General features: G+C 72.5%; 26 protein-coding genes and 1 riboswitch. Of the genes, 13 read left to right on the top strand and 13 right to left on the bottom strand.

The window, feature by feature from the left end; translation table 11 throughout:
• The first annotated feature begins 27 nt into the window (after positions 1-27).
• The 4 genes from CW362_RS11595 to CW362_RS11580 all read left to right on the top strand — a co-directional run bounded on the left by CW362_RS11595 (position 28) and on the right by CW362_RS11580 (position 3,777).
• On the top strand, positions 28-486 hold the full coding sequence (locus CW362_RS11595; protein ID WP_103549305.1) for a MarR family winged helix-turn-helix transcriptional regulator: 459 nt from the start codon (positions 28-30) through the stop codon (positions 484-486).
• A 292-nt stretch (positions 487-778) separates the two neighbouring features.
• On the top strand, positions 779-1,531 hold the full coding sequence (locus CW362_RS11590) for a class I SAM-dependent DNA methyltransferase (protein ID WP_376450924.1): 753 nt from the start codon (positions 779-781) through the stop codon (positions 1,529-1,531).
• 156 nt (positions 1,532-1,687) lie between these two features.
• Positions 1,688-2,446 carry an IclR family transcriptional regulator gene (locus CW362_RS11585; RefSeq protein WP_103549304.1) on the top strand — a complete coding sequence of 253 codons (759 nt, stop codon included), beginning with the start codon at positions 1,688-1,690 and terminating at the stop codon, positions 2,444-2,446.
• Positions 2,447-2,718: 272 nt separating this feature from the next.
• Positions 2,719-3,777, top strand: coding sequence for a PP2C family protein-serine/threonine phosphatase (locus CW362_RS11580; protein ID WP_376451056.1), 1,059 nt, complete (start codon positions 2,719-2,721; stop codon positions 3,775-3,777).
• A 63-nt stretch (positions 3,778-3,840) separates the two neighbouring features.
• Here CW362_RS11580 and CW362_RS11575 read toward each other — a convergent pair whose 3' ends face one another.
• Complete coding sequence (locus CW362_RS11575) at positions 3,841-4,812, bottom strand: expansin EXLX1 family cellulose-binding protein (protein WP_240657753.1); 972 nt, start codon at positions 4,810-4,812, stop codon at positions 3,841-3,843.
• Between the two features lie 163 nt (positions 4,813-4,975).
• Positions 4,976-6,397 (bottom strand): MFS transporter, encoded by a 1,422-nt coding sequence (locus tag CW362_RS11570; protein WP_103549301.1) that lies wholly within the window; start codon positions 6,395-6,397, stop codon positions 4,976-4,978.
• 169 nt (positions 6,398-6,566) lie between these two features.
• Here CW362_RS11570 and CW362_RS11565 point away from each other — a divergent pair, with 169 nt between their 5' ends.
• The gene (locus tag CW362_RS11565; RefSeq protein ID WP_162684045.1) at positions 6,567-6,839 is read left to right on the top strand and encodes a hypothetical protein; all 273 of its coding nucleotides are present in this window, start codon (positions 6,567-6,569) and stop codon (positions 6,837-6,839) included.
• A gap of 269 nt (positions 6,840-7,108) precedes the next feature.
• Here CW362_RS11565 and CW362_RS11560 read toward each other — a convergent pair whose 3' ends face one another.
• Together CW362_RS11560 and CW362_RS45595 are read right to left on the bottom strand one after the other, a co-directional pair.
• Positions 7,109-7,900: a glutathione S-transferase C-terminal domain-containing protein gene (locus CW362_RS11560; protein WP_103549299.1), complete on the bottom strand. Its 792-nt coding sequence runs from the start codon at positions 7,898-7,900 to the stop codon at positions 7,109-7,111.
• A 111-nt stretch (positions 7,901-8,011) separates the two neighbouring features.
• The gene (locus CW362_RS45595) at positions 8,012-8,077 is read right to left on the bottom strand and encodes a putative leader peptide (protein ID WP_351121255.1); all 66 of its coding nucleotides are present in this window, start codon (positions 8,075-8,077) and stop codon (positions 8,012-8,014) included.
• A gap of 36 nt (positions 8,078-8,113) precedes the next feature.
• Positions 8,114-8,259, bottom strand: a riboswitch (SAM riboswitch).
• 153 nt (positions 8,260-8,412) lie between these two features.
• Here CW362_RS45595 and CW362_RS43250 point away from each other — a divergent pair.
• From CW362_RS43250 to CW362_RS11525, 8 genes are all read left to right on the top strand, one after another.
• Positions 8,413-8,550, top strand: coding sequence for a hypothetical protein (locus CW362_RS43250; RefSeq protein WP_162684044.1), 138 nt, complete (start codon positions 8,413-8,415; stop codon positions 8,548-8,550).
• Between the two features lie 166 nt (positions 8,551-8,716).
• Complete coding sequence (locus tag CW362_RS11555; protein WP_103549298.1) at positions 8,717-9,721, top strand: amino acid ABC transporter permease; 1,005 nt, start codon at positions 8,717-8,719, stop codon at positions 9,719-9,721.
• Positions 9,718-10,503, top strand: coding sequence for an amino acid ABC transporter ATP-binding protein (locus tag CW362_RS11550; RefSeq protein WP_103549297.1), 786 nt, complete (start codon positions 9,718-9,720; stop codon positions 10,501-10,503). Before CW362_RS11555 ends, CW362_RS11550 begins: the two co-directional genes overlap by 4 nt.
• Before the next feature lie 90 nt (positions 10,504-10,593).
• Positions 10,594-11,619 (top strand): ABC transporter substrate-binding protein, encoded by a 1,026-nt coding sequence (locus tag CW362_RS11545; RefSeq protein ID WP_103549296.1) that lies wholly within the window; start codon positions 10,594-10,596, stop codon positions 11,617-11,619.
• A 127-nt stretch (positions 11,620-11,746) separates the two neighbouring features.
• Positions 11,747-12,955: an LLM class flavin-dependent oxidoreductase gene (locus CW362_RS11540; protein ID WP_103549295.1), complete on the top strand. Its 1,209-nt coding sequence runs from the start codon at positions 11,747-11,749 to the stop codon at positions 12,953-12,955.
• A gap of 19 nt (positions 12,956-12,974) precedes the next feature.
• Positions 12,975-14,351: an NtaA/DmoA family FMN-dependent monooxygenase gene (locus tag CW362_RS11535; RefSeq protein WP_103549294.1), complete on the top strand. Its 1,377-nt coding sequence runs from the start codon at positions 12,975-12,977 to the stop codon at positions 14,349-14,351.
• Positions 14,352-14,448: 97 nt separating this feature from the next.
• Positions 14,449-15,576 carry an LLM class flavin-dependent oxidoreductase gene (locus CW362_RS11530; protein ID WP_103549293.1) on the top strand — a complete coding sequence of 376 codons (1,128 nt, stop codon included), beginning with the start codon at positions 14,449-14,451 and terminating at the stop codon, positions 15,574-15,576.
• Between the two features lie 55 nt (positions 15,577-15,631).
• The gene (locus tag CW362_RS11525; RefSeq protein ID WP_103549292.1) at positions 15,632-16,786 is read left to right on the top strand and encodes an NADAR family protein; all 1,155 of its coding nucleotides are present in this window, start codon (positions 15,632-15,634) and stop codon (positions 16,784-16,786) included.
• A 52-nt stretch (positions 16,787-16,838) separates the two neighbouring features.
• On the opposite strand, the gene ssuE is transcribed toward CW362_RS11525, so the two are convergent.
• The 9 genes from ssuE to CW362_RS11480 all read right to left on the bottom strand — a co-directional run bounded on the left by ssuE (position 16,839) and on the right by CW362_RS11480 (position 26,604).
• Positions 16,839-17,396 (bottom strand): NADPH-dependent FMN reductase, encoded by a 558-nt coding sequence (gene ssuE, locus CW362_RS11520; RefSeq protein WP_103549291.1) that lies wholly within the window; start codon positions 17,394-17,396, stop codon positions 16,839-16,841.
• A 72-nt stretch (positions 17,397-17,468) separates the two neighbouring features.
• Positions 17,469-18,248: an alpha/beta hydrolase gene (locus CW362_RS11515; RefSeq protein WP_103549290.1), complete on the bottom strand. Its 780-nt coding sequence runs from the start codon at positions 18,246-18,248 to the stop codon at positions 17,469-17,471.
• Between the two features lie 128 nt (positions 18,249-18,376).
• Complete coding sequence (locus CW362_RS11510; protein ID WP_103549289.1) at positions 18,377-19,717, bottom strand: LLM class flavin-dependent oxidoreductase; 1,341 nt, start codon at positions 19,715-19,717, stop codon at positions 18,377-18,379.
• Positions 19,718-19,743: 26 nt separating this feature from the next.
• Positions 19,744-20,625: an ABC transporter ATP-binding protein gene (locus CW362_RS11505; protein ID WP_103549288.1), complete on the bottom strand. Its 882-nt coding sequence runs from the start codon at positions 20,623-20,625 to the stop codon at positions 19,744-19,746.
• The gene (locus tag CW362_RS11500) at positions 20,622-21,572 is read right to left on the bottom strand and encodes an ABC transporter ATP-binding protein (protein WP_103549287.1); all 951 of its coding nucleotides are present in this window, start codon (positions 21,570-21,572) and stop codon (positions 20,622-20,624) included. The genes CW362_RS11505 and CW362_RS11500 overlap by 4 nt, the downstream gene beginning before the upstream one ends.
• Positions 21,572-22,459 carry an ABC transporter permease gene (locus CW362_RS11495; protein ID WP_103549286.1) on the bottom strand — a complete coding sequence of 296 codons (888 nt, stop codon included), beginning with the start codon at positions 22,457-22,459 and terminating at the stop codon, positions 21,572-21,574. Before CW362_RS11495 ends, CW362_RS11500 begins: the two co-directional genes overlap by 1 nt.
• A 2-nt stretch (positions 22,460-22,461) precedes the next feature.
• Complete coding sequence (locus CW362_RS11490; RefSeq protein ID WP_103549285.1) at positions 22,462-23,490, bottom strand: ABC transporter permease; 1,029 nt, start codon at positions 23,488-23,490, stop codon at positions 22,462-22,464.
• 31 nt (positions 23,491-23,521) lie between these two features.
• Entirely contained in the window at positions 23,522-25,099 is a 1,578-nt protein-coding gene (locus tag CW362_RS11485) for an ABC transporter substrate-binding protein (protein WP_103549326.1), read from the bottom strand.
• A 593-nt stretch (positions 25,100-25,692) separates the two neighbouring features.
• Positions 25,693-26,604, bottom strand: coding sequence for a DsbA family oxidoreductase (locus CW362_RS11480; protein ID WP_103549284.1), 912 nt, complete (start codon positions 26,602-26,604; stop codon positions 25,693-25,695).
• Between the last annotated feature and the right edge of the window lie 6 nt (positions 26,605-26,610).

Below are 26,610 nucleotides of genomic sequence, written 5' to 3'. Positions count from 1 at the left end.
TATGCTTGAGTAGTCAAGGAGATGTCAATGAGCGAAGGGCTGGACGCGGTACTGCGTCTGATGAGGGCGCAGGCCGCCCTGGTGAAGCGGTTCGACGCGAGCCTCGGCGGACTGCACGGAGTGAGCCTCGCCGACTTCACCGTGCTGCTGCGCCTGTCCCAGGCCCCGGGCGACCGCATGCGCCGGGTGGACCTGGCGGAGGCGCTGGGGCTGACCGCTTCCGGTGTCACCCGGGGGCTCGTGCCCCTGGAGCGCATCGGTCTGGTCGGGCGGGACACGGACGCCCGTGACGCGCGGGTGGCCTACGCGGCCCTGACGGAGACCGGCCGGGAACGACTGGCGGACATGCTCGTCACCGCCGGGCACGTCGCCGGCGAGGTCTTCGCCGAACCGGCGTGGACGGAGGAGGAGGTCACGCGACTCGCCGGCCTCCTCGGCCGACTCGGCGGCACCGGGTTCACCCGGCGCGGACCGGTCGGCCCCTGAGCCCGCACCCGCCCGCCGACCGGTCCGGCCCCGGACGGGGCGTCCCGAGGGACGCCCCGTCCGGCACCGGCGCCGCCGGGACGGCCACCGGGCCGGGCGCGGATCCGGGGCCGACGGAACCGTCCCGGGGGTGCGAAGAAGGGGACGGCGAGACGCATGTCCCGGGGCCGGGAAGGCGAGGCGCATGTCCCGGGGCCGGGACGGCGCTCCCTCGCCCCGCCTGCCCGCGAGGGCGCGCCCGAGCCCCGAAAACGACGCGCGCCGTGCGGGCCGCCTTCGGTACGGTCCGGCAATGGCGATCGACGATCAGGACGGCTACTTCGGCGAGCGTGTCGCTGCGGGCTACGACGAGTCGTCGGGGGAGATGTTCGAGCCGGGCGTCATCGGCACGACCGTCGACTTCCTCGCGGACCTGGCCGGAGGCGGCCGGGCGCTCGAACTGGGCATCGGCACGGGGCGCGTCGCGTTGCCCCTGGCGCGACGCGCGGTGCGGGTCCACGGCATCGACCTGTCACGGGCGATGGTCGCCCGGCTGCGCGCCAAGCCCGGCGGTGACGCGATCGGCGTCACGATCGGTGACTTCGCGACGACGAGGGTGGACGGGACGTTCTCCGTCGTCTACCTGCTCTACAACACGATCATGAATCTGACGACGCAGGCGGAGCAGGTGGCCTGTTTCCGCAACGCGGCGGCCCATCTGGAACCCGGGGGCTGCTTCGTCATCGAGGTCATGATCCCCGAACTGCGAAAGCTCCCGGCCGGGCAGAACGTCGTGCCCTTCCACGTGAGCCCGACACGCTGGGCCTTCGACACCTACGACGTCGCCACCCAGGCGACCAGCTCGAACTACGTCGAGGTCGTCGACGGCCGCGGCGAGTACAGGTCGATTCCCTTCCGGTACGTCTGGCCCTCCGAACTCGACCTGATGGCCCAGCTCGCCGGACTGCGGCTGCGCGAGCGGTGGGACGGATGGACGGGGGAGGCCTTCACGAGCGAGAGCGCCCGGCACGTCTCGGTCTGGGAGAAGCCCGCCGGCCGACCGTGATCGTTCGGACCTGGACCCCGGACCCCGGGCCCGCGGAGGCGGCGATCCCGTGAGCGCGGTGGTGGCGGGTGAGCACCGTGTTCCGGCCCGCCGCGGGACGGGGCGGAGGTCCTGTGACGTCTTGCCTGTCCGGGGACCTCGGCGCACGCTGGTGGCATGGGAGCTCGGGACGGGCCCACGCTGATCACCTCCGTTCAGCGGGCCTTCCGTCTGCTGGAGGCGGTGAGCGCGCACGAGAACGGCGCGCCCGCCAAACAGCTGGCACGCGAGACCGAGCTGCCGCTGGCCACCGCCTACCACCTGCTGCGGACCCTCGTCCACGACGGATACGTACGCAAGCTCGACGACGGCGGGTTCATCCTGGGCGACAAGATGCAGACGCTGCAGACCCAGGGCCGCGGACAGGCGCTGCTCAGCCGCGTCCGCCCCACGCTCGCCGCCCTGCGCGACGAGCTCGCCTCGGCCGCCTACCTCACCTTCTACGAGGAGGGCGAGATCAGGGTCGCCGAGATCGTCGACGGACCCAGGGCGCCCCGGGTCGACCTGTGGGTAGGGTTCGAGGACGCCGGACACGCCACCGCGCTGGGCAAGTCCGTGCTGCGGGAACTGGACGAGGAGTCCCGCAACGACTATCTCGCCCGGCACGCCCTCGCCGATCTCACTCCGCGGACGATCACGAGCCGGCGGCAGCTGCTGCGGAGCCTGGCCTCGTCGCCGATGGCCCCGGCCGTCACGGACCTGGAGGAGTACTCTCTCGGGACGGTCTGCGTCGCCGTACCCGTCTACAGCGGGGACACGTTGGGCTCGCTCGGCGTGTCGCTCCCGGCCGAGCGGCTGCCCCGGCTCGACGAGGTCCTGACCCGGCTGATCCCGACCGCGAACCGGGTGACCAGGAGCCTGTCGCTCACTATTTGAAATCCCCGCGCTTGTGGAGCTTGCTCCGAACGTCTTTCCTGAACCAATCGGACATTTCAGCGGATCAACCCAGGTGAGGACTACGCACGCGCATGAGTCGGGCCCGAGAGCACGGTAGCGAGCACTGGCACGGACGGACGTTCAGGAACCGAGCCGCGTGTTTCGGGGCTGCGGGTCGCAAGCACGCGTCCCGTCTCGCCCGCGGCACGTCGATACTCCCCTTTCTGTTCGTCGCCGCCGTCGTGCTCGTCGACCTGGCCGGCGGCGCGGGCATGATCTGGCTGCCGCTGCTGGCCGCCGGACCCGCGCTGGCGGCCACCACCAGCCGGCCGTGCGGGGTCCTGGGCGTCGGCTTCCTCGCCGCGGCGCTGAGCGCGGTACTCGGCATCCGGGACGGCGTTCCGGGCGGCGAACTCACGGCCGTCCTGTCCGCCCTGGGGGCCGTCACCCTGGCGAGCGCCCTGACCAGCGCGCTGCGCTGGCGCCGCGAGCGGGTCCTCGCGGCCGTCCGTTCGGTCGCGGAGGCGGCCCAGCACGCCCTCCTCGCGCCCATACCGGCGAACGTCGGACCCTTCCAGGTGGCCGTCCGCTACAGCGCCGCCGCCGCGGAGGCCCGGATCGGCGGGGACCTCTACGCGCTGGTGCCCACACCGTACGGCGTCAGGATGATCATCGGAGACGTCCGGGGAAAGGGGCTGCCGGCCGTGGGTACGGCCGCGCTCGTGCTCGGTGTCTTCCGCGAGGCCGCCTACGACGAGCCCGACCTCCTCGACGTCGTCGCCAGGATCGAGCGGAGTCTGGCCCGCAACCTGGGCCACGACGACTTCGTGACCGCCGTGGTCGCCGGGTACCCGGAGCCGGGCCGGCTGGAGGTCGTCAACTGCGGACACGCGCCCCCGCTGCACGTCCGCGCGTCCGGGAGCGTCGTGTCGGTCGACCCCGTGGACCCCGCCCCGCCCCTCGGGCTGCGGGCCCTGACGGGGGAGTCCCCGAGCCTACAGGTGCTGCCGCTGGCCGACGGCGACCAGCTCCTGCTGTACACCGACGGGGTCACCGAGGCCCGTGACCACGGCCGCGAGTTCTACGCGCTCGCCGAAGGGCTGGCCCGGCACGTCTCCGACGAGCCGGCGTCCACCCTCGCCGCGCTCGAAGCCGAACTGCAGGACCACGTGGGCGGCCGGCTGCACGACGACGCCGCGCTGCTCCTGCTCCGCAAACCGGCCGCCGCCGATCCGGCACCCGTGGCCGTCGCGGGTGGCGGATCCGTCGTCGTCCCCTCCCCGCCCCAGTCCCCCGCCGCGGGTGTGAGCTGCGGCAGGTGCCCGGGGTAGTCGCGCTCGGAGAAAGAGGGGCGGAGTCCGGCGTGCGACGGCGGGCGGGTCCCGCGGGCCGGCTCAGTGCCGGGCGAACTGGAGCCGGGTCGGCTGCACCGCGTCGGGGCGCAGCGCGATGCCGTCGACGGTCAGGCGTTCACCGTAGATGTCGGTGACCCTGATCGTGCCGCCGCATCCGCCGCCGTCCTCGGCGAGGAAGTAGTTGTAGTCGGTACGGGGCAACCGCCGCCATCCGCCCCCGGCGCGCAGTTCGAGCCGGGCCACCGGATTCCGGTGGCCGAGCACCTGGACCGCGCACCAGTATCGGCTGGACCCCGTCTTGTAGCGGAGTGCGAGCGTGCCGGAGTCGCCGGGGCTCAGCAGCTCCCAGGTGACCGGGATCCGCCCGGCCGCCGGGTCCGCGAGCCGGGCGAACGCCTGGGCGCTGAGGTCGAGCTGCCCGGGGGCGCAGCCCGCCGGGCATTCGTTGGTGATCCGGACGGTGACGGTCGCTCCGCCGGCCGCGCGCACCAGCACGTACGCCCCGCACGCCTTGGACACCTCGTAGTCGGTGTGGTTCATCGCCGCGGTCATGAGGTCGTCGCTCGGACCGTAGGAGCAGGAGCCGCCGTCGCCGGTCCCGGCGTCATAGGTGGTCGCCACTCCCCGGTAGCCGGTCCCCGGGCGGATCCGTCCCGCCAGTGAAGCGGTCGTGGTCGTGGTCCGGGAGGTGCGCGCCGCCGACGGCCGCGCCGGGGCGGCGGAGGGACGGGCCTTCGCGGTCGGAGCCGGGGAGACGTCCGGGCCCGGCGACCGTGTCGCGGCGGGGGACGCGGACGCGGCCGAGGCCGAGGACGCCCGGCCGGGAGCCGCGGTCACCCGCGGACCCGCGACCGCCGTGGCCGTGGTGTGCTCCGCGTCGGCCCGGTGGCCGGGCCGGAACACCACGGCCAGGCAGACCAGGGCGCCTGTCGTGACCAGTGCGGCCGGGACGAGGGCCCACGGCCCCGGCCGGTGTCCACGCCGCCGCGCGGCCTGCCTCGTTTCCTTCATGCGCATCCGTCCGGGAGATCGAGCCGTTCGTGTGCCCGTCAGTGGCCGCCGGGAGCGAAAAGGTTGCCGCCCGCTCTCCGCGGGCGCCGGACCGCACGGGATGCCGAGCCCCGCTTCGGGCACCGGCCGTACCCATGGGGACGGTGGCCGCCCCGCCCCGGGGTCAGTCGCTGTGGGGCGCCCGGGTGCCCGCCACGCCCCGCGCGCTCCTGGCGGGGTGGGGAAGGAGCGCCGCCGCGGTGAGTCCGAGCAGCCCGAGGACGGCGAGGGTGACCATGGCGGCGGCGTACGAGCGAGTGGTGAAGCCGGCCACGAGGATCGTGCCGGCGACGGCGGTGCCCAGCGAGGAGCCGAGGTTCGACACGCTGCGGGACAGGCCGGAGATCTCGCCCTGCCGGTCCTCGGTGAAGCTCGACTGGACGATGTTGACCGAGGGGGTCAGCATCACCCCGAGCCCCAGTCCGACCAGGAGGAGACCGGGCGCGAAGGCCCAGGCGCTGGAGAAGCTGTCGACCATCGCGACGAGGACGACGATGCCGGCGACGGTGACGTCGAAGCCCATGATGATCAGGGTGCGCTGCGGGCGGCGTTCGGCGAGACGCTGGGCGGCCAGGGAGGTCGTGAGCAGACCGAGGGTGGCGGCCGTGAAGATGACACCGGTCTCGATGGCGTCGTAGCCGCGTACCACCTGGAGGTAGGCGGCCACGGTGAACGAGGTGCCCATGAGCAGCAGCCACTGGATGTTCTGGGTGATGAGCCCCAGGTTGGAGGTGCGGTCACGGAACAGGCTGACGGACAGCAGCGGTTCCTCTCCCGCCGACTCGAGGGCGCGTACGTGGCGGAAGAACCACAGCAGGACCAGGGCGCCGAGGACGAGCAGACCGGCCATCAGCCATACGTCGTTGTCTGCGGCCAGGATGCCCATGACGACGAGGACCAGTCCCGCGGCCGACAGCACGGCCCCGACGGTGTCGAAGGACCGTCTCGGGTCCGCCGGCAGGGGGTCCTCGAGATGCCGGCTCAGCACGATGATGAGGGCGATGACCAGGGCCTGGAACACGAAGGCGGCCCGCCAGCTGATCCACGAGGTGATGAGTCCGCCGATCAGCGGACCGGCCGCGGCGCCGATCCCGCCGAGCGCCATGATGGCCCCGAAGGCCCGCGCGCGGGAGGTCATGTCCTCGAAGAGCAGCGTCGTGAGGATGTAGACGGGCGGGATCAGCAGGGCCGTTCCGATGCCCTCGAGGATCGAGTTGCCGAGGATGAGGACGCCGAGCCCGGGGGAGACGGCGCTCAGCAGGGCACCGACGCCGTACACCGTCAGACCGGCGAGGAAGCAGCGCTTGCGGCCGTATCGGTCCGTCAGTTTCCCGCCGGGAATCATCAGCGCGGCCATCACGAGCAGGAAGACCGTGATCGCGACCTGCACGCCCTGCACGGTGGTGTCGAGGTCCTCGCTGATGTCGTTGATCATCACGTTCATGTTGGAGCCGGCGAAGCTGCAGATGAACTGGGCGAGGGCGAGCGGGGCGAGCACGCGGCGCTGCGCCGCCGACGGCCGTTTCGCGGGGCCGGTTCCAGCCATCGTCATCCTTCAGGCCGCCGGACGTGTGGTGTGGGTGTCGGGCTTCTACGCTCATAGCGTGCGCCGGACGCCGGTGGACCGCACGTGGACGGGGCCGACGGCGGACCCCCGCGGGGGTGTTCCGGGCATCGGACGTGCGTCGGTTCCGGGGATGGGACAGAGTGATGCCATGGGTCGTCTGTGGATGACGTGGTCGATCGAAGGCGTCGGATCGGCCGGCCAGAACGTGGCCGACGTGGAAGCGGCCTGCCGCGCTCTGATCGGCTCGGTGGAGCGGTCCCGGCGTGCCTTCGAGGTGCAGGAGCCGTGGGAGGAGCTCCGCGAGTCGGCGCTGATCATCCAGGAGCAGATCCTGGAATCGGGCCGCGAGGCCCTCGACCAGGGCCGGCAGTGGACCTCGACGCTGAAGGGCGTGAGCATCCTGCTGGTTCCGCGCGAGTGAACCGTCCGGGCGCCGGGGCCGGTGCGCGGACCCGGCGCTCGCCGACCGTGCGAGCCCGGCTCACCGGTCCGGCCGTGCGAGCCTGGCTCACCCGCCCGGCCCGACGGGGACGGCGCCCGGCGGTGCGCCGCCCGTCCTGTCCGTTCGTGGGCCGGGCCGGGACCGGCGGACGACGCGTCTCCCGTCCGCCCCGGCAGCCCGTGGCCCCGCCCGGACGCGTGGCGCTCCCCGCCGCCGGGCGTGCCGCGCCCCGGGTCCTGCCGGGAGCGTCAGGCGTCCGCCGTCAGGGGCACCACGTCGTTCCCCCACCGGAAGGCGGGGTGGTCGCCCAGACGGCGTACGTAGTCCTGGAGTCGGGGATACGAGCGGAGGGCGCCCGACCGGACCGGCCCGGTCAGCGCCACCCACACGTCCACGTCCGCCGCCGTCAGGCTGTCGCCCAGCACGTAGGAGTTGCAAGCCAGTTGACGGTCCAGCAGCTCCAGCGCCGCCGCGAGCTCCTGCGGCCGGGCGGACGGAGTGACATCGCGGTCCAGCAGATCGCGCAGGGCCTCGATGTCGGCGCCGAGGGACGGGGGGCGGAGCACGGAAGGACGTGCCGTGGTGTGGCCGGAGAGCAGTCCGGCGAGATCGCGGAGGATGTCGGGCGTGTGGTTGCTGACGATGCGACCGCTCCAGCGGTCGCACAGCGCGGGCGCCGTCAGCGGTCCGTCGAAGTGGTGCTCGGTGGCCTCGTAGGCACGGCGCAGCGAGGCGAAGGCGTCGGGCGTGCGCGCGGGGTCCGCGAGGAGCGTGGTGGCGACCGAGTCCTTCAGGCCCAGCAGCCCGAGGGTGATGGCGATGCGCAGCGAGAGGGGACAGCTCTGCGACAGGTACAGCTCATAGCGGTGCGGAACCGGGTAGAAGCCGCCGGCGAGCCCCACACCGATACGGCTGTGGACACGGTGGGGGAGACCGGGCGACGTCGCCGACGGCTGGAGACGCAGGGTCGAGGGGAGCGAAATCGGCTCACAGGGGCGTGAGTCGGTGGTGCTGGACGTGCGCGAAGCTGTCTCGGGCATGACTCTCCCTGGGGGAAGAAGGAAGCCACCGCCGCGTTGTGGGCACCGGCGGCCGGATGTGGAACGACTGCGCTCGTCGCGCCGGTCCGGATCGAACGGACCGGCCGCGGATCAGTAAGCGCTGGAGACACGCAACAGGTCGATGTGCAGGCGCCTCGTCAAGCCGTTCCTCGGCATTCCCACCGGTCCCCACTCCAGGGCTCGCGAGACGCGAGACCGCGCTTGCCCCGCCGCACCGGCGGGACCTGGTCGTCACCCGGGGCACCCCGTCGCAGCGGAAGGGTTGCCTGCCAGCGGGCCGGGGCCGATGACCACTGGAGGGGGTTCTACCCGCACCGTGGGCGCTGACAATCGTGACCGTCCATGTCAGTCTCGGGGCGCTCTGTTGCGCCGTCAAGAAGGCGGTACGAGCGGTCTCACCTGGTGGGCACGCGCATTGACATTCTTTTCGGGGCGGGCCTAACGTGCGGCCCACCAGGGGATGCCCTCCGACCGGAGAAGAGATGGTGACGGTGACGCACGCTGCTGAGGGGACGGCCGCATGGCGGCGCCTCGGCCGCGATGTGCTGTGCGCCGACCGCTCCGTGGACCTGCTGCGCGTCAACAGCGCGCTGTGTACGGGCCCGTGCCGCTCCCTCAGCCAAGGCTGACGGTTCCTCCGAGTCCTTGACGACCACCGCTGCCGCGGTGCGTCCTTCGCCGTCCAGCCCCCGTCGTACGTGTGACCGCGCACCGCCTCGTGCCGAGCCGTTTCCCGCTCGGCGCGGCGCCGTCCGCCGCACGGACGCGGGGAGTCCGAATCCGCTGGAGCTCTCCATGAGTCAACCTTCCGGCAGCGCCGTGTCCTTCGGACCGGCGACGCCCGCCGAGGCGATCCCCCGCACCGGCTTCCCCGCCCCGCCCGAACCCGTGGCGGCCCAGCGGGTCCTTCCGCTCCGGCGGCCCGGCCGCTGGATCCTCACGGCCGTCGTGCTCGTGCTGGTCGCCCAGATCGCCCACGGCCTGGTGACCAACCCCTTCTACCAGTGGGACCGCTTCCGGTACTGGTTCCTCCGGCCGGCCGTTCTCGACGGCCTGCTCATCACCCTCGAAGTCGCCCTCTACAGCGCCCTTCTGGGCCTGCTGGGCGGGATCCTGCTGGCCCTGGCCAGACTCTCCCCGAGCCCGGTGCTCCGCGCGGTGAGCTGGGTCTACACCTGGCTGTTCCGGTCGGTGCCGCTGATCGTGGTCCTGCTGTTCCTCTACAACTTCAGCGCGCTGTACCAGACGCTGAGCCTGGGTGTTCCGTTCGGGCCCGCCTTCCTCACCTTCGACGAGTCCCGCCTGGCCACCGACATGGCCGTCGCCGTCGTGGGACTGAGCCTGAACGAAGCGGCGTACGCCTCCGAAGTGGTGCGCGGCGGCCTCCTCTCCGTGGACCAGGGGCAGCACGAAGCGGCCTCCGCCCTGGGTCTGCCGAAGCGGTACCGGTTCGTGAGGATCGTCTTCCCGCAGGCGCTGCGCTCCATCGTCCCCAACTACGTGAACCAGCTGATCGGTCTGATCAAGAGCACCTCGCTGGTCTTCTACGTCTCCCTGCTGGACCTGTTCGGCTCCGTGCAAAGCATGGGCAGCACCTACCCCGGCGACATCGTGCCGCTGCTCCTCGTCGCCACCACCTGGTACCTGATCCTCACGAGTGTCGTGTCCGTCGTCCAGTTCCACGTCGAGCGGTACTACTCGCGGGGCGCGCTGCGCACCCTGCCGCCGACCCCGTTGCAGAAGGCGCGAAGCGGTCTGCGTGACCTGCGGGCGCGGGTCCGGAGGGAGACGGCGACATGAGCGGCGCGACGAACGGTCCGCGGCCCGCCGCGGTCGAGGTGCACGACGTCCACAAGTGGTACGGCGCCCAACAGGTCCTGCGCGGTGTCCGGTTGACCGTGCGGCCCGGGGAGGTGACGGTCGTCGTCGGTCCGTCAGGATCCGGCAAGTCCACCCTGCTGCGCGTGATCAACCACCTGGAGAAGCCCGAGGCCGGCCACGTCAGTCTGAACGGCGAGCTCATCGGCGTACGCAGGCAGGGCGAGCACCTGAGGGAGCTGAGCGAGCGGGCCATCCTGACCCAGCGCAGCCGCATCGGGTTCGTGTTCCAGAACTTCAACCTCTTCCCGCACCTGACCGTGCTGGACAACGTGGCCGCGGCTCCGGTGGCGGTCGGCAGGCTCTCCAGGCCCGGGGCCCGGGAGCTGGCACGCGATCTGCTCGCCCGGGTGGGGCTGGCGGACAAGGTCCTCGCCTATCCACGGCAGTTGTCGGGCGGGCAGCAGCAGCGTGTGGCCATCGCCCGCGCCCTCGCCCTGCGGCCCGGGGTCATCCTCTTCGACGAACCGACGTCGGCGCTCGACCCCGAACTCGTCGGCGAAGTGCTCGCCGTCATCAAGGACCTGGCCCACAGCGGCACCACTCTCGTCATCGTCACCCACGAGATCGGCTTCGCCCGTGAGATCGCCGACCGGGTGGTCTTCATGGACGACGGCCGGATCGTCGAACAGGGCACGCCCGCGGAGGTGTTGGACCATCCGCGACAGGAACGGACCAGGGACTTCCTGAGCAAGGTGCTCTGAGCCCGCGCGGGACGAGGCGTCCCGCCCGAAGAACCGCGGCCCGCCGGGACCGCGCCCCCACATCCCACCGCACACCCCAGAAGGACAGTCATGCGCGCCATCAGCCCGAACAGCAGAGTCCTCCGCGGCGTCACGGCCGCCGTCGCCGTCGCCTCCCTCGCCGTCTCGCTCGCCGCCTGCGGGGGAGACAGCGACGCCGCCACCCGGACGCGGACCGACGCGGCCGGAACCGTGACCGTGGGCGCGCTCTCCAACGGGGCCGCGGAGGAGACCACGCTGAAGGTGTCCGAGGTGAAGTCGATCAGCGCCGAGCTGCCCAGGTCCATAGCCGAGAAGGGAACGTTGGTGGTGGGAATCGGCGCGCTGCCCGCCGGCTCGCCGCCGTTGAACTTCGTCGGCGAGGACCAGAAGACGCTCACCGGCAGCGAACCCGACCTCGGCAGACTGGTCGCCGCCGTCCTCGGGCTGAAGCCGGTGGTCAAGAACTCGACCTGGGAGAACCTGTTCGTCGGGATCGACAGCGGCAAGGTCGACGTCGCCTTCTCCAACGTGACCGACACCGAGGAGCGCAAGAGGAAATACGAGTTCGCCTCCTACCGTCAGGACAACCTCGCCTTCGAGGTGCTGAAGAAGAGCTCCTGGAATTTCGCCGGCGACTACCGGAACCTGGCGGGCAGGACGATCGCGGTGGGCGCCGGCACCAACCAGGAGAAGATCCTCCTGGAGTGGAAGACGAAGCTGGCCGAGGAGGGCAAGAAGCTCACCGTCAAGTACTACCAGGACAACAACGCCACGGCCCTGGCCCTCAGGAGCGGGAAGATCGACGCCTCGTTCGGCCCCAACCCCGCCGTCGCCTACCACGTCACCCAGAACGCCAAGTCCCCCGCCCCGACCCGCAACGCGGGTCAGTTCTCGGGCGCGGGCGCGACGATCCAGGGACTGATCGCGGCCACCGCGAAGAAGGACAGCGGGCTCGCCGAGCCGGTCGCCGACGCCATCGACCACCTCATCGAGAACGGTCAGTACGCCAAGTGGCTGGCCGCCTGGAACCTCTCGAACGAGGCCGTGAAGACCTCCGAGGTCAACCCGCCCGGCCTGCCGCTCGACAACTCCTGAACCACCGTCCGCACATCGATCCGCCGCGGGTCGCCGGCGCGCTCTGCCGCCCCTGACCCGTTCCCACGCGGCCGCGCCCCGCTCGCCGGGGCGGGCTTCCCCGTACGGTCGATCAGGAAGGCACCCCGTGTCCTCGTCATCCTCCCCCCTGCACCTCGCCGTCGCGCTGGACGGCGCCGGCTGGCATCCGGCGGCCTGGCGCGAGCCCGTGGCCCGCCCCCACGACCTGCTGACCGCCGGCTACTGGGCCGACCTGGTCACCGAGGCCGAGCGCGGTCTGCTCGACTTCGTCACCATCGAGGACGGGCTCGGCCTCCAGTCCTCCTCGCCCACCGGACCCGACGGGCGCACGGACCAGGTCCGCGGCCGCCTGGACGCCGTCCTCGTCGCGTCGCGGGTTGCGCCGCTGACACGCCGCATCGGCCTGGTGCCGACCGTCGTGGCCACCCACACCGAGCCGTTCCACATATCCAAGGCGATCGCCACCCTCGACTACGTGAGTTCCGGCCGTGCGGGCCTGCGCGTGCAGGTCAGCGCGCGCCAGAACGAGGCCGCGCACTTCGGGCGGCGCACCTTCCCGCCGTTCCGCTTCGAGGACCACGACACGCCCGCCGCGCAGGAGCTGGTGACCGAGCTCTTCGACGAGGCCGCCGACCACGTCGAGGTCGTGCGCAGGCTCTGGGACAGCTGGGAGGACGACGCCGAGATCCGGGACGCCGCCACCGGCCGCTTCATCGACCGAGAAAAACTGCACTACATCGACTTCGAGGGCAGGAACTTCCGCGTCAAGGGTCCCTCGATCACGCCCCGGCCCCCGCAGGGACAGCCGATCGTCAGCGCCCTGGCCCACGCCACCGTCCCGTACCGGCTGGTGGCCCGGGCCGCCGACGTCGGCTACGTCACCCCGCACGACGCCGGCCAGGCCCGTGCCGTCGTCGAGGAGATCCGTGCCGAGCAGACCGCGGCAGGCCGGGCGGACGAGACCCTGCACGTCTTCGGCGACCTCGTGGTCTTCCTGGACGACGCTCCCGGTGCCGCCGAGGCCCGCCGCGAGCGACTGGACGCCCTCGCGGGTCGCCCGTACCCGAGCGACGCCCGGATCTTCACCGGAACACCGGTCCAACTCGCCGATCTGCTCCAGGAGTTGAGTGAGGCGGGGCTGTCCGGCTTCCGGCTGCGCCCTGCTGTCGCCGGGCACGACCTCCCCGCGGTCACCCGCGCCCTGGTGCCCGAACTCCAGCGCCGGGGCGCGTTCCGGCGGGCCTACGAGGCCGACACCCTGCGCGGGCTGCTCGGACTGCCCCGTCCCGCGAACCGCTACGCCACGACCGCCTGAGCCGGAAGGACCCCGACCCATGAGCAAGCCGCTCAAGCAGATCCACCTCGCGGCGCACTTCCCCGGCGTCAACAACACCACCGTGTGGAGCGATCCCGAGGCCGGCAGCCACATCGAGTTCAGCTCGTTCGCGCACTTCGCGCGGACCGCCGAGCGCGCCAAGTTCGACTTCCTGTTCCTCGCCGAAGGACTGCGGCTGCGCGAACAGGGCGGAAAGATCTACGACTTGGACGTCGTGGGCCGGCCCGACACCTTCACCGTCCTCGCCGCGCTCGCCGCCGTCACCGAACACCTCGGTCTGACCGGCACCATCAACTCCACCTTCAACGAGCCCTACGAGGTGGCCCGCCAGTTCGCCAGCCTCGACCACCTCTCCGGCGGACGCGCCGCCTGGAACGTCGTCACCTCCTGGGACGCCTTCACCGGCGAGAACTTCCGCCGCGGCGGCTTCCTGCCGCAGGAGGAGCGCTACTCCCGGGCCAAGGAGTTCCTGAGCACGGCGAACGAACTCTTCGACTCCTGGCGCGGCGACGAGATCGTCGCGGACCAGGGGACGGGAACCTTCCTGAGCGACGCCAAGGCCGGAGCCTTCGTCCACGGGGGCCGGCACTTCGACATCGAGGGGCAGTTCGACGTTCCGCGCTCCCCGCAGGGCCGCCCGGTGATCTTCCAGGCCGGCGACTCCGAGGAGGGCCGCGAGTTCGCGGCGTCGAGCGCCGACGCGATCTTCAGCCGGTACTCCACCCTCGAGGAGGGCCAGGCCTTCTACGCCGACGTCAAGGCACGCCTCGCCCGCCACGGCCGCCGCCCGGACCAGCTGCTGATCCTGCCCGCCGCGACCTTCGTGCTCGGGGACACCGACGCCGAGGCCGAGGAACACGCCCGCGAGGTGCGACGCCTCCAGGTCAGCGGCGCCACCGCCATCAAGCACCTGGAGTTCGTCTGGAACCGCGACCTGTCCGCGTACGACCCGGACGGACCGCTGCCCGAGATCGATCCCGACCTCGGCGAACACACCGTCTCCCGCGGTCGCGCCCAGGTCCGCATGTACCGCGACCCGCTGGCCACCGCCCGGGAGTGGCGGGAGCGGGCGGCCGCCAACAACTGGTCCATCCGCGACCTCGTCATCGAGACCGGGAGCCGGCAGGCCTTCGTGGGCAGCCCGGAGACGGTCGCCCGGACCATCGACCACTTCGTCCAGGCCGACGCCTCCGACGGCTTCATCCTCGTCCCGCACATCACGCCGGGCGGCCTGGACGCCTTCGCCGACACCGTCGTCCCGCTGCTCCAGGAGCGCGGCGTCCACCGCACCGAGTACGAGGGCGCCACCCTGCGCGACCACCTCGGCCTCGCCCACCCCGACGCCGGGACCCCGGCCGACCGGGTCGCCTCATGAGGCTCCCCGCCCTCACCCGGGATCCACAGCGCGGCAGCCCCGGACCACCGCTCACCACCGCACCCCTGTCCGCCGACCGCTGAGGAGGCCCCAGCACATGTCCGACATCCCACTCGGCGTACTCGACCTGGTTCCGGTCTCCTCGGGTTCCACGGCCGGTGACGCGCTGCGCAACTCCGTCGACCTGGCCCGGCGGGCCGAGAGCCTCGGGTACGCCCGCTACTGGTTCGCCGAACACCATCTCAACCCCGGCGTCGCCGGCACCTCGCCCGCCGTCGTCATCGCGCTGACCGCCGCCGCGACCTCGACCATCAGGCTCGGTGCCGGTGCCGTGCAACTCGGCCACCGCACCGCCCTGTCCACCGTCGAGGAGTTCGGCCTGATCGACGCGCTGCACCCCGGGCGCCTCGACCTCGGCCTCGGGCGCTCCGGCGGCCGGCCGTCCGGCAGGCCGGCCGCCTCACCCGCGACCGTGACCCCGGTGGTCGACGGCCGGGCCCCGAACGGGCTCCGCATCCCGCCCCGGTTCTCCTTCGAGCACCTTCTCGGCTCACCGCGGGTCGCCCTGCAGCGCACCCTCCTCCAGCAGCCCGGCGCCGAGTCGCAGGAATACGGCGAGCAGGTCGACGACATCCTCGCGCTGCTCGCGGGCACCTACCGCTCGGCGGAGGGCGTCGAGGCGCACGTCGTCCCCGGCGAGGGCGCCGACCTGGAGGTGTGGATCCTGGGCAGCAGCGGCGGCCGGAGCGCCGAGGTGGCGGGCCGGGGCGGGCTCCGGTTCGCGGCGAACTACCACGTCAGCCCGGGCACCGTACTGGAGGCGGTGGACGGCTACCGCGCCGCCTTCCAGCCCTCCGACGTCCTGGAGAAGCCGTACGTCAGCGTCTCCGCGGACGTCGTGGTCGCCGAGGACGACGAGAAGGCCCGCGAACTCGCCACGGGATACGGCCCCTGGGTCCGCAGCATCCGCACCGCCGAGGGAGCCATCCCGTTCCCCACCCCGGACGAGGCACGCGCCCATGTCTGGTCGGAGGCCGACCGGGCGCTCGTCCAGGACCGCCTCGACACCCGGTTCGTCGGCTCGCCCCGGCGCGTCGCCGACCACCTGGCACAGCTCCAAGAGGCCACTGGCGCCGACGAGTTGCTCATCACCACGATCACCCATGGACACGAGGACCGGGTGCGGTCGTACGAGCTGCTGGCCGAGGAGTGGCACCGACGCTGAGCGGCCGGCCCCGTCGGCCCTCCCATGATCGTCTCCCAACCGGTAGCGTGCGCCCATGTTCTGGCAGAGACCGACTTATCGGACGGTGGACGGAGAGAGGATCGACGGGGCCTGGTGTCACGTCTGGCGGCGGCACCGGCTCGACAGCCGTCACCACGTGGAGGACTTGACCGTCTACGCGGACGGGACGATCAGCTGCGGAGGGCGCACGGACCTGGACGGCCTCGGGAAGCTGCTGGCGAAGGGCCTGCTGGCGGTGACCGACCCCGAGGCGCCGCCGTTCCCGCGGGAACCCTCGAAGTGGGCTTCCCGGAGCGGTGAACCGCTGACACCGGAGGGGTTCCTCCAGGAGGTCTCCGACTGCGTCGAGGAGCTCAACGGGCGGCCGACCGCCGCGCAGCGCTGCCGGGACGCGATCCGGAGTTTCCAGCGAGAGCCGGGCGAGGCCGGCCGTGAACGTCTCCGGGCGGCCTATCTGGCGGTCCCGCCGCACCTTCGGATCTATGTCCTCGGCGACATGGACCGCCAGGACCGGCCCCTGCGGATCCTTTTCACGGACGTCGGAGAGCGGGCCGACGGCGACGGCCCCGTGGTGACGGCGGAGATGCACCAAGGGGTCCTGGAGTACTTCGACCAAGGAGACCGGGGAGTCGAGAGCGAGCGGGAGCGGCGAGCCGTCCAGCATTCCGACGACCCGTCAGGGCCCGGCCGGCCGGCAGTCGTCTCCCACGAGACCGTCCACCCCCGCGGCCGGCCCGAGGAGCCGGGGCTGTTCATGCTCCGCAACGACTTCCCGGCGCGGATCGAGTTTGCCGGCGCCTCGTACGCCTCCGTCGTGCACGCCTACTGGGCGCTGGCGGCGGCCGAGGACGCGGACAGGGAGAGGATCGGCGGGGCGGCCACCGGACACGAGGCACGGGACCTGGGCGGTGCGGTGAGGCACCGGAGCGACTGGGCGGACGTTCGCCTCGCGGTCATGGCGGGGCTCCTGCGCGCGAAGTACACCCAGCATCCCGGACTCGCCCGGGTCTTGCTCTCCACCGGCGACGCCAGGATCAGCTACACCGGCCTGTGGGACGCCCCCTTCTGGAGGGACGTCCCCGACGGCCGGGGACGGAACTGGGTGGGGCGGCTGCTCGAACTGACCCGCGCCGAACTCCTCGCGGAGCAACTGTTCCGCTCCGAGGAGCCCGGCGCGGCCGCCCCCTAGCGGTCCGCCCGGGCCCTGGAACGCGGTGGAGGTTTCGTGCCGTCGGGCCGGTTCAGGCGGTCGACGCGAGCGCGGTGGTGCGGCCTCCCAGCGCGGCCGAGAAGGTGTCCGTCACCTGTTCCAGGGCCCGGGCGGAGGCGGGCGCGATGACAGGGGTGCCGTCGGCGCCGAGCGTGACGTCCTTGTCGAGCGTGAACCAGCCCGGAACGATGTGGGACGCGCCCATGGAACTCAGCACGGGACGCAACGCGTAGTCGATGGCGAGGACATGGGCGGTGCTGCCGCCGGTGGCGAGGGGCAGCACCGTCTTGCCGGCCAGTGCGTACTGCGGGAGCAGGTCGAGGAGCGACTTCAGCAGGCCGGAGTAGGCCGCCTTGTAGACCGGAGTGCCGATCACGACACCGTCGGCACCCTCGAACAGGGCCGCCGTCTCGACGATCGCCGGATGCCGGAAGTCGGCGCCGAGCAGCGCGTGGGCGGGCAGCGTACGCACCTCCAAGGGGGTGACCTCGTGCCCCTGGCGGCGCAGCCGCTCGTCGAGGTGGCGCAGCAGCCTGGTGGTGCGGGAGGTGGGAGAGGGACTTCCGGAGACGGACACGATCGTGGCCATGGGGGACCTTCCGGGTCGGGACGCGGATACGTGAAGCAGGAAGAAGGACTGCGGCGGAAGAGAGGGGAACCGTCACCAGGCGCTCGACCGCACGGTGATCAGCGGCCGCGGGTCACCGCCCCGCAGTGCTTCGAGGAAGGTGACGATCTCGGCCGCCACCGAGCGGTGCTGGAGGTCGTTGAGGACGTCGTGGTGGGCGCCGCGCACGACCGAGAGACGGGCCAGGGGCAGGGACTTGACCAGGCGGGCGAGCGCTTCGTGGTCGGCGAGGGGATCGGAATCGCCGACGAGCAGCAGGGTGGGGAGCGATGCCCCGCTGTCGTAGGCGGCGCCGAGCACGGGGCGCGGGACCGGGGCGTCGAGCGACCCGCGCCGTACCTCGGGGTCCTGGGTGAGACTGCCCCGATGGGTGGGGCACGAGGTGCGGACGTCGAGCTCGTCGTCCCACGTGCCGACGGCGGTGCCGGTCTCCGCGGACGGGCCGGGAAGGCCGGCGAGGACCAGGGCGTCCGGCGCCCAGGCGGCCGGAGCGCGGTCCCCGCCGAGGAGCGCGGCGAGCGCGGCGGCCCCCGAGTCGGCCCCGACGAGGACGACCGGCCGTACGACACCGTCCGTCGAGACGGTGTCCTCGACGGCCTCGGCGAGCCGGGCCTCCAGTTCGGTCAGGGACGCGGCCGGGTCCCCGGCGTCGAGGTCCGGGGGGTCGATCACCCGGACGCGGTAGGCGTCGGCGGCGAGCCTCGCGCCGAGGCGCGCGTAGGTCGCCCGGCTCTCGCCGCGACCGGGCACCACGAGGATCGTGCCGCGGACCAGCAGGCCCTCGGGGCCGTGGTGGTCGCTGTGCTGGGTCATCTCATACTCCTGCGGATGCGGGATCGTCCGTTGCGTTGCGTTGCGTTGGGTGCGGGCGTCCGGGTGTGCCGGGCGGGGCGGAGGACCGGACCGGGGCGGGGGTGCGCCCGCCCCGGTCGCCGGGGGCCTCAGCCGTCCGCGAGCCGCGGCTCGCGGGTGTGCCGGTTGGCCGGGACGGGCAGGCCGAGGTTGCCGCGCAGCGTGTCGGCCGCGTACTCGGTGCGGAACAGCCCGCGCTTCTGGAGGATCGGGACGACGCCGTCGACGAAGAGGTCCAGTTCGTCCTCGGTGCGGAAGGCGAGGTTGATGCCGTCGAAGGTGCCGGCGTCGAACCACTTCTCGATCGTGTCGGCGACGGTCCCGGGCGCACCCACGAACGGCGAGCCACGGAACTGATTGACGGACTCGGCGACCTGGCGCAGCGTCAGGTTCTCCGTCCGGGCCCGCTCGATGAGGGCCGCGGCGCCGGTGCGGCCCCCCTTCTCGGCGAGGTGCGCGACATCGGGGAACGGCGCGTCCAGGTCGTGCGCGCCGAAGTCGTAGGCGCCGAAGGAGCGGCCGAGCAGGGCGAGGTTGCGTTCGAAGTCGTTGTCCTCCTCGAAGATCTCCCGCTCGCGGCGCCGGGCTGCCTCGTCGGTGGCGGCGACGACCGGGCCCCCGTGGATGAAGATCTTGACGTGGTCGGGGTCGCGGCCGTAGGAGGCGGTGCGCTTCTTGATGTCGGCGTAGTACTCCTGGGCCTGCTGGAGCGTGCCGCCCGGGGCGTAGATGCCCTCGGCCACCCGCGCCGCGAGGTCGCGTCCCTCCTCGGAGACACCGGCCTGGAAGATCACCGGCTGTCCCTGCGGGGAGCGGGAGAGGTTCAGCGGTCCCGCCACCTTGAAGTGCTCGCCCTCGTGGTCGAGCGCGTGCAGCTTCGCCGGGTCGAGGAAGACGCCCCGCTCCACGTCCGCGGGGAAGGCGTCGTCCTCGTAGGAGTCCCACAGGCCCCGGGCCACCCGGACGAACTCCAGCGCGCGTCCGTACCGGGCCGTGTAGTCGAGGTGCTCGTCGAGGCCGAAGTTCCGGGACGTACCGGTGTCGAAGCTGGTGACGACGTTCCAGCCGGCCCGGCCGCCGCTGATGTGGTCCAGGGAGGCGAAGCGGCGGGCCAGGTTGAAGGGCGAGTTGTAGGTCGAACTCGCCGTGCCGACCAGGCCGATGTGCCGGGTGTGGGTGGCGACCGCGGACAACAGGGTCAGCGGTTCCAGGCGGTTGAGGTAATGCGCCGGATAGGTGGCGTTGATGAACTGGCTGTCGACGATGAACAGGGCGTCGAACAGGGCGTGTTCGGCCGCCTTGGCCAGCCGGATGTAGTAGTCGATGTCGATGCTGGCGTTCTTCGCGACGCGCGGGTCCTTCCACAGCCCGTGCTGGCCGGGCCCGCCGACGCCGTAGGGGTGCAGGGCGAGATGGATGGTTCGGGTCATGGCTCTTCTTCCTGTCTTTCGAGGCTTCAGGCGGGCAGCAGGGCGCGCAGGGCCGCGCGTTCGGCCCGGTCGGCCGGGGCGGAGCGCAGCGTCGGGGCGGAGCGGACGAGCAGCCGCGTGTAGGGGTGCCGGGGCCGGCCGATGACCTCGCGGGCGGCCCCGGTCTCGACCAGTTCACCCCGGTACAGCACGGCGATCCGGTCGGCGATTCCGGCGACGGAACCGAGGTCGTGGGAGATGAAGACGAGGGACACGCCGTCGTCGCGCAGTTCCTCGAGGATCCTCAGGATCTGGACGCGGTTGGCGGCGTCCAGGGCGCTCACCGGTTCGTCGAGGATGACCAGCCGGGGTTCGGTGACCAACGCCCGTGCCACCGCCACGCGTTGGCGCTGTCCGCCGGAGAGCTCACCGGGCAGCCGGCCGAGCAGGTCCTCGGTGAGGTGGACCCGGGCGAGGAAGGCGCGGACCCGCCGCGCGGTCTCGGCGCGGGACACACCCCGCACGAGCAGGGGTTCGCCCAGCGAGGCCTCGACGGTGAGATCGGGGTCCAGGCTGCGCAGGGGGTCCTGGAAGACGTACTGGACCACGCCCCGGCGGCGCAGCGCGCGCCACTGCCGACCGCCGTGGGCGGTCACGTCCTCGCCGTCGAGGACCACGGACCCCGCCGAGGCGCGCACCAGACCGAGCACGGCCCGGGCCAGGGTGGACTTGCCCGAACCCGTCTCGCCGATGATCCCGACGGTCTCGCCCGGCGCGACGCTCAGCGAGACGCCGCGCAGCGCGTGCCGGCGGCGTCGGCGCGGTCCGTAGCGCACCTCGAGGCCGCGGACCTCCAGGACGGGCCGGGTCGCAGGCTCGGAGCCGGTGGTCTCCGGGGCCGGACCGAACCCGGCGGTGTCGTTGCTCATGCGTCCTCCTCGGGCGTGCGGAACTTCTCCAGGCCGTACTGCTCGTGTTCGGCGATCAGCAGCCGGGTGTACTCGTGCCGCGGGTGGTGCAGCACGTCCTCGGCCGAGCCCTGTTCGACCACCTCGCCGTGGCGCATGACGAGGACCTCGTCGCACAGCTGGGCGACGACGGCCAGGTCGTGGGAGACCACGACGAGGGCCAGTCCGGTCCGCTCGCGCAGGTCGGCCAGCAGGTCGAGGATCTCGGCCTGGACGGTGACGTCGAGCGCGGTGGTGGCCTCGTCGGCGATGAGGATCCGCGGTCCCGCGGCGATGGCCACGGCGATCAGGACCCGCTGGAGCATGCCGCCGGACAGCTCGTGCGGGTACTGGGAGGAGACGAGTTCCGGATCGCGCAGCTGCACCGACCGCAGCAGTTCGACCGCGCGGCGCCGTGCCGCGCGCCGGCTCCGTCCCTGCTTGACCCGGACCACCTCGGCAATCTGGGCCCCCACGCGGATCGAGGGGTTGAGGTAGGAGGCGGGGTCCTGGAAGACGGCGCTGATCGTGGCGCCCCGCAGGTCCGTCCACCGGGCGGGGAACAGGCCGGCGATGTCGTGCCCGTCGATCTCCACCGAGCCGCCGGTGACCTCGAACGGGGCGGGCAGGATGCCCAGCGCGGCCCGGCAGGTGAGGGTCTTTCCGCTGCCGGACTCGCCGACGATGCCGACGGCGCTGCCGGGTGTGAGCGTGAGACTCACACCGTGGACGATCTCCCGGCCGCCGGCCCGGTCCCCGATGCGCACGTCGCGCAGGGCCAGCACCGGGGACGGCGGACCGGACGGGCTCGCGGGACCTGCGCCGGCGGTCCGCGCGGCCTCGGTGGCCTTCGGGGTCTTCTCCTGAGCCCGCTCGGCCCGCTCGGCCTTCGCGGTCCCGGTGAGGAGCTTCTCGGACAGGGGTGGCATCACACACCTCCGGAGGGAGCGGGGGCGGTCTCGGAACGCTGGTCGGGGCGTGCCCCGGGGCGGCCGGTCAGTGCGCGGCCCGCCTCGCCGGAGACGTCACGGACGGCGTCGGCGAGGAGGTTGCAGGCCCAGACGGTGACCATGATCAGCAGGGCGGGGGCGAGCGGCGCCCACGGCTGGTGGCCGAGGTAGCCCAGATCCGAGGCGAGCAGACCGCCCCAGGTGGGTGCGGGAGGCTGCACCCCGATGCCGAGGAAGGTCAGGCTCGACACGATGACGAAGCCGACGCCGACGGTCTGGGCGAGCGCGACCGCGATCGGCGGGAGCACCTTGGCCCACACGTGACGGCGTACGATCCAGCCGGTCGAGGCGCCCGAGACGATCGCGGCCTCCACGTACGGCGAACGGGCGACGGCCAGGGTGGCGGCGCGGGCCACGCGGTAGAACAGGGGCGACACCAGGGCGCCCGTGACCAGCATCGCCTGGGTGAGCCCGTTGCCGAGCAGCGCCACCACGGCGACGGCGAACAGCAGGAACGGCAGGGCGACGAGGGTGTCGGCGAGCCGGAGGGTGACCCATTCGAAGACCCGGCCGAGGTGGACCGACAGGATGCCGGGGACCGCGCCGACGGCCAGGGCCGTGAACGCGACCTCGAGCGAGCCGAGGACGCTGACGCGCGAACCGTCCAGGAGCCGGCTCAGCACGTCACGGCCGAGGTAGTCCGTGCCCAGCCAGTGGGCGCCGGAGGCGCCGGCCAGCGGGTGGTCGCCGGTGGCCAGGGGGTCGTGCGGGGCGAGCAGGGGCCCGAACAGGGCGAGCACGGCGATCGCGGCGAGCACGGCTGCGGCGATCCGGCCGGAGGCGAGGGCGAGAACACGGCGCGTCATGCTCACACCCCCCGCCGCGAGGCCGGCGTGACGCGCGCCAGCACCAGGTCGACGAGCAGGTTGAAGGCGACGACCAGGACGATCGACACCACGAGGACGCCCTGCACTGCCGGTACGTCACCGGCCTGCGCGGAGTCGTTGGCGAACCGTCCGAATCCCTGGAGCCCGAAGATCCACTCCGTGACGACGGAGGCGCCGACCAGGGCGGGGAACTTCAGTCCGAGGGTGGCGAGCGCGGGCCCTAGGCCGTTGCGCAGCACATGGCCGAAGAAGATCCGGCGCGGGCTCAGCCCGCGGACCACCGCGCCCGTCACGTAGTTCTCGCGGTAGGCCCCGACGAGGCTGCCGCGCAGCTGGCGGGCGACGTCGGCGACGACGTCGAAGCTGAGCGCCACGGCGGGGAGGGTGATGTGGGCGAGCCAGGGCCCCAGTCCCTGCTCCGCCGGGACGTACCCGGCGGAGGGGAACAGGTGCAGTCCCACCGAGAAGACGGTGACGAGCACGATGCCGACGACGAAGGCCGGCATCACCGAGATCACCGTGACGAAACCGGTGATCGCGCGGTCGACCCAGGTGGTGCGGCGCAGTGCCGCGACCGTGCCGAGGGCGAAACCCGCGACGACGCCGATGAGCAGCGCGAAGGCCGCCACCGACAGGCTCACGGCGAGGCCCAGGCCGATGAGGGTGGAGATGTCGGCGCCGTTGGTCCAGCTCGTGCCGAGCCGCCCGTGCAGGACGTCGCCGAACCAGTCCCCGTACTGGACGAGGAAGGGCCGGTCGAGACCCCACTGCGCCTCGACGCGGGCGACCGCCTCGGGCGTCGCCTCCTCGCCCAGCTGGATGCGGGCCGGGCTCAGCCCGCTCAGCGACCGCAGGGCGAAGGTCACGAACGTCGCGACCAGGAAGACGGGCACGAAGATCGCGGCCGACCGGGCGAGGGCGGCCAGGACGCGGCCCAGGGTGTGCCGGGTCCGGGCCGCGACGGCCGGGAGTGGGACGCCGTACGGGGCCGGTGCCTCCGTCGTCGTCATGGGTTGCCCCCTCTCTGTCGTGGGCGGGGTGTCAGCTGCCGCCGGCGATGGTCACGCCGGTCCAGTCGATGTGGGCGGGGTTCTTCGGCAGGGCGGAGACGGACTTGCTCTTGGCGATGAGGTTGGGCGAGGAGTACGTGAACACCAGCGCCTTGCTCTTGAGACCGGCCCGGGTCGCCGCCTGGAGGACCTCCGCGTAGTCCGGCGAGTCCAGCGGGGTGCGGCGGACCTTGGCGATGGCCGCCTCGAAGCCGGCCGGCTCGTAGGGCGAGCTGAGGTTGAGCGGACCGTCCGGGCCGAAGTGCGCGGTGAGGGTCTGCGCCGCGGAGTCACGGCCCGTGGTGCCGTACAGGGAGAACGTCAGGTCCTTGGCGAAGAACGGTGTGGCCCAGTTCTTGTCGATCTTGATGGTGACCTTGATGCCGACCTTCGCCAGCTGCGCCTGGACGATCTCGGCCTGGGGGTCCTCGGCCGGGACGACCAGGTCCAGCTTCAGGGAGCCCGGCTTGTGACCGGCCTCGCTCAGCAGCTTCTTCGCCTTCGCGGGATCGTGGGCGTACGCGTCCTCGGACCGCGGGTCGTAGGCGACGTACCCCTTCGGGAAGGGCTGGTCGGTCACCGAGCCGTAGCCGAACGTCAGCTTGTCGACGAACTCCTGACGGTCGATCGCGTAACGGACCGCGTCGACGACCTTGTCGTCGTCGAACGGCGCCTTGTTGGTGTTGAGGCTGAGGTTGGAGGCGTTGAAGCCGGGCTGCACGAAGACGTCGAGCCCGGCCTTCTTGGCCGCCTCGGCCTGACTCGGGGCTATGTCGGCGAAGTTGTAGACGCCGGTCTGGAGTCCGGAGACGACGGTGGAGGCGTCGGGGGCGGAGCTCAGTTCGACGTGGTCGATGTGGATGTTCTTCGCGTCCCAGTAGTCCGGGTTCTTCTCCAGGACCGCCTTGGTGCCCGGGACGAGCTGGGTGACGATGAACGGTCCGGCGCCGACCGGGTTCTGGTCCAGCTTTCCGGGGGACGCCGCCGCCTTGGGACTGGCGATCTGGAGGACGCGCTCGCCCAGCAGCTGGGGGATCTGGTAGTCGACCTGGCTCAGGTGGATCACCGTGTCGAGCCCCTTGGCGTCCACCGTCTTTATGGACGTCAGGTCCCCGAACAGGGCGGAGTTCTTCTGCTTCTTGGCCCGCTCGATGGCGGCCTTGACCGCGTCGGCGTCGACCGGTGTGCCGTCGCTGAACTTCAGGTGGGGGCGCAGATGGAAGGTGATCACATCGCCCCGGGCGTTGTAGTCCCAGCTCTCGGCCAGGTCCGGCACGGCCTTTCCGTCCTCGTCCGTCCGCGTCAACGAGGCGTAGACCAGGGCCAGTTCACGGAACTGGGCGCCGCTGCCGCTGACGACCGGATCCCAGTGGGCGGGAAAGTAGGAGGAGGTCCATTTCAGGGCGGCGGAGGAACCGCCGGCCGAACCTGCCTCGCCGCCGCAGGCGCTGAGCGCGGGGACGAGCACCGAGGCGAGGGCGGTTCCCAGGGCGGCGGCGCGCAGCCGGCCGGGCCGCCGGGCGGGGCGGAAGGTGTCTGCGGGGGTGCGGGGCGTGAGGCGTCCGGGCATCGGATTGCTTTCTGCGAGGGCTCCGGCCCGCGTCGGGGCGGCGGGCGGGGGAGCGGAGGACGGCACGTCCTCGCGGCCGGTGACGCGCAGCCCGAAAACGGACATGCCGGCGTGGGCTTCGGTGCGCACGGGGGCAGGCCGGGTTCAGGGCAGGAGGCGTCGGCGGACCGCGGGGAGGGCCGGGAGGCCGGGCGAGCGGAGGCGACGGGGCACGAGGAGGGCGGCGCGCGACGACGGGGGCCGGGCGGTGGTGCGGCGCGTGGCCGGTGCCGGCGGAAGTGGAGTCAGGCGCCTGGGAGCCGTGGGCGGCGGGCGGTCAGCGACAGAGAGCGCTACAGGTGCGCCGCAGGTCCACGTAGCGGCACACCACGCCGGGGTGCGTCGTGAGCATGGTGCACATCCTGGGGCCGGTTCTCGGCGGCTGTCAATGGACACCAATTGGTGTCTCATTGGGCGGGACGAGCCCTGACCTCCGATCAGGAACGGCCGCGGGGAGTGGTGGCACGGCGGCCGTCGTGCCTGAGTGACGGCCGGTCAGGGCCGGTCGGGGCGGGCGGGAAGCGTGCCCGGGGCTCGCCCCGCCGTCCTGACGGTCACTCAGGAATGTGGCGTGGCACGGTGGGAGCGCCATGGACGGCCGGATGCACGGCGGCCTCCTCGGGGTGCAGCCACAGGGGGCCGTTGCCGGTCTCGACGCGGACGGCGTCGGCCGGAGGCCAGAGACCGGCGGTCAGCGCCGCGCGTTCCGGGCCGGTCAGGCTCCGGTACCGCGCGAGCGCCCGAGGGGGAGCCGGCCGCACGGGCTCCGTCAGCAGCCCGGGGCTCAGTTCGTCGAAGGCCGCCGCGTACTCCTCGTACGGCCGCCAGCCCGGTACGGCGCGACACCCCGCGGGAGCGCGGACCAGCAGGGTCGGCAGCGCGTAGCGGTGTCCGCCGTCCGCGGTCTCCTTGGCGGCGCCGGGATGGGGTGAGTCACCGCGCGCGGACAGCACCTCGCGGACCGGTCGGCGCGCCTCCGCGCGGTCGGCGCGCACCGCCTCCGACAGCGCCGCCGACGCCGCGTCGGCGGCCAGCCGCGCGAGATCGAGGCCGGGCACACCCCGGACCGCGGAAAGCGCCAGCGCGGGGGTGTCCGCCGGTTCGCCGAGCACGAACACGCTCTCCCGCAGCCGCCGCAGAACCCGCTCGGACACCTCCTCGCCCTGCCCCTCCGCCGCCTTGGCGACCAGGGAGGACGGCCATGAACTCGCCGCGACGCGGCTCAGCCGCCGCGCCCGCGGGGCCCCCGTGTGAGCGCTGATGCCCTCGACGTAGCGCGCGTACCAGGCGGTCTCGGCCTCCGGGTCGGGTGCCGGGTCGTCGTCGTGGTCGAACAGGACGCAGTACGCGCGTCGCCAGCGGACCCGGCCCGCCAGCGCGGCGCGGAGCCTGCGGAACACCGGCTCCGACCCCCAGGCCCAGGGGCACAGCGGGTCGGTGTACTCCACCACCTCCACCACTGCCATCGTTTC

Source organism: Streptomyces populi, assembly GCF_002911015.1.
GTDB classification, from domain to species: domain Bacteria; phylum Actinomycetota; class Actinomycetes; order Streptomycetales; family Streptomycetaceae; genus Streptomyces; species Streptomyces populi.
The sequence above is the reverse complement of the archived record's forward strand: the minus strand, read 5'-3'. Positions and strand labels throughout refer to the sequence as shown.